Raw genomic sequence first — 1,882 nt, 5'->3', positions numbered from 1 at the left:
GTAAGGCGCCGGGTTCTTACCCTACTTTACTGTTCGGTATCGCCTATCCCGTTTGCAACATTCACTAACCGGGAATGGGGACAGATAGGAAACAACTACCTAAAATCCCTGTTCGCCCTTGGCTTTCAAGGCTTCCTCATAATGATATGCGTCGGCATTTACGCCGTATTGGTGAACAACATGATAATAGCGGACAACCTGCACAGCGCGATATTCTCCCTTGCAGCCTATACCGTTATCCTCTGTTTCTCCCTGTTCAAATCCGGCGCACTGGCGAAGTCGATTTTCTCCGCGCATTAGCGGCGTGTCAAGGGTAGGGTGGAGATTTTCAGAGCAAAGCGGCGAAAATACTACCCGACCTTGACGCGGGAAAAACCCCATAGAATAGGGACGGGCAAAGGGCAGAAATTGACCTTTGCCTTGATTGCCCCTATGGGAAGTTACAGCAACACAAAACATAACGAAAGGAGGTTTTCACTTGGCGTATGTACCCGTACCCAAAGACTTATCCAAAGTCAAGACAAAAGTAGCGTTCAACCTTACCAAACGGCAGATTGTATGTTTTGCGGCGGCTCTCATTATAGGTTTGCCGCTTTTCTTTCTGCTCAAAGACAGCACAGGCACAAGCCTTGCGTCTATGGCTATGATTGCGGTCATGCTGCCCTGTTTCCTCTTTGCCATGTATGAGAAGCATGGACAGCCCCTTGAAGTGGTGGTGAGGAACATCATACGGACGAAATTCATAGCCCCAAAGGAACGACCATACAGGACTGAAAATCTATATGCTGACCTTGAACGGCAGCGAAAACTTGAAAAGGAGGTATCAGCGATTGCAAAAGGAAACACGAAGAAACAGCGTGGCGGGAAACGCGCCTGCAAAGGCTAACCCGCCCCACAAGCTCACCCGCGCCGAAAAGAAACAGATTGCGGAAATCATCAGACAGGCAAAGGGCGACGGGAAAGCGCACACCGCGCAGCAGACAATCCCCTATATCCAGATGTACCCGGACGGTATCTGCAAGGTTACGGAACGGAAATACTCAAAGACCATAGCCTTTGAAGATATTAACTATCAGCTTGCACAGGCAGACGACAAGACCGCCATTTTTGAAAACTGGTGCGACTTCCTCAACTACTTTGACGCTTCCGTTTCGGTGCAGCTCTCTTTCATCAATCAGGGGACGCAGCGGGGCGAAGCGGAGAAATCTATCCATATCCCGGCACAGGACGACGCTTTCAACTCTATCCGCAGCGAATACCGGGATATGCTCAAAAACCAGCTTGCAAAAGGCAACAACGGGCTTGTCAAAGCAAAATATATCACCTTTGCCATTGAAGCCGACAGTCTGGGCGCGGCGAAATCCCGCCTTGCCCGTATCGAAACGGACGTACTGAACAACTTCAAGCTCTTGGGCGTGTCTGCCCACCCCATGACAGGCTATGAACGCCTTAAAATGCTGCATGGGATTTTCCACCCGGAGGGCGGGCAGTTTGCCTTTGATTTTTCATGGCTTGCCCCGTCTGGGCTTTCCACAAAGGACTTTATCGCCCCGTCCTCTTTCCGTTTTGGCGAGGGGCGTTACTTCCGCATGGGGCGCAAAATCGGCGCGGTTTCATTCCTTGAAATCCTTGCCCCGGAATTAAACGACCGTATCTTATCCGACATACTGGACTTGGAAACGGGCGTTATCGTCAATCTGCATATCCACAGTATCGACCAGACCGAAGCCATAAAGACAATCAAGCGCAAGATTACCGACCTTGACAAAATGAAAATTGAGGAACAGAAGAAAGCGGTACGCAGCGGCTATGACATGGATATTAGTGCGACTCGTTCCTGAACAAAGCCTTCGTGGTTGAAGGACAAAATCAGGCACTAACA

At 50.0% G+C, this 1,882-nt stretch carries 2 protein-coding genes and 1 pseudogene; all 3 read left to right on the top strand.

The genetic code is table 11. The annotated features are described in order from the left end of the window. Window positions 1-300: hypothetical protein (locus DWX32_RS19145; RefSeq protein WP_118660873.1), on the top strand; the 300-nt coding region annotated here is incomplete at its 5' end. A 178-nt stretch (window positions 301-478) separates the two neighbouring features. Continuing rightward, window positions 479-886, top strand: coding sequence for a PrgI family protein (locus tag DWX32_RS19140; RefSeq protein ID WP_076776092.1), 408 nt, complete (start codon window positions 479-481; stop codon window positions 884-886). Further along, window positions 831-1,823, top strand: a pseudogene (locus tag DWX32_RS19135) (VirB4-like conjugal transfer ATPase, CD1110 family); the annotation flags it as partial. The gene DWX32_RS19140 and the pseudogene DWX32_RS19135, both read left to right, overlap by 56 nt. Window positions 1,824-1,882: the final 59 nt, after the last annotated feature.

This window comes from Blautia sp. AF19-13LB (genome assembly GCF_003479105.1).
Lineage (GTDB): Bacteria > Bacillota > Clostridia > Lachnospirales > Lachnospiraceae > Fusicatenibacter > Fusicatenibacter saccharivorans.
Note: the sequence above shows the minus strand (reverse complement) of the source record. Positions and strands in the feature narration are given on the sequence as shown.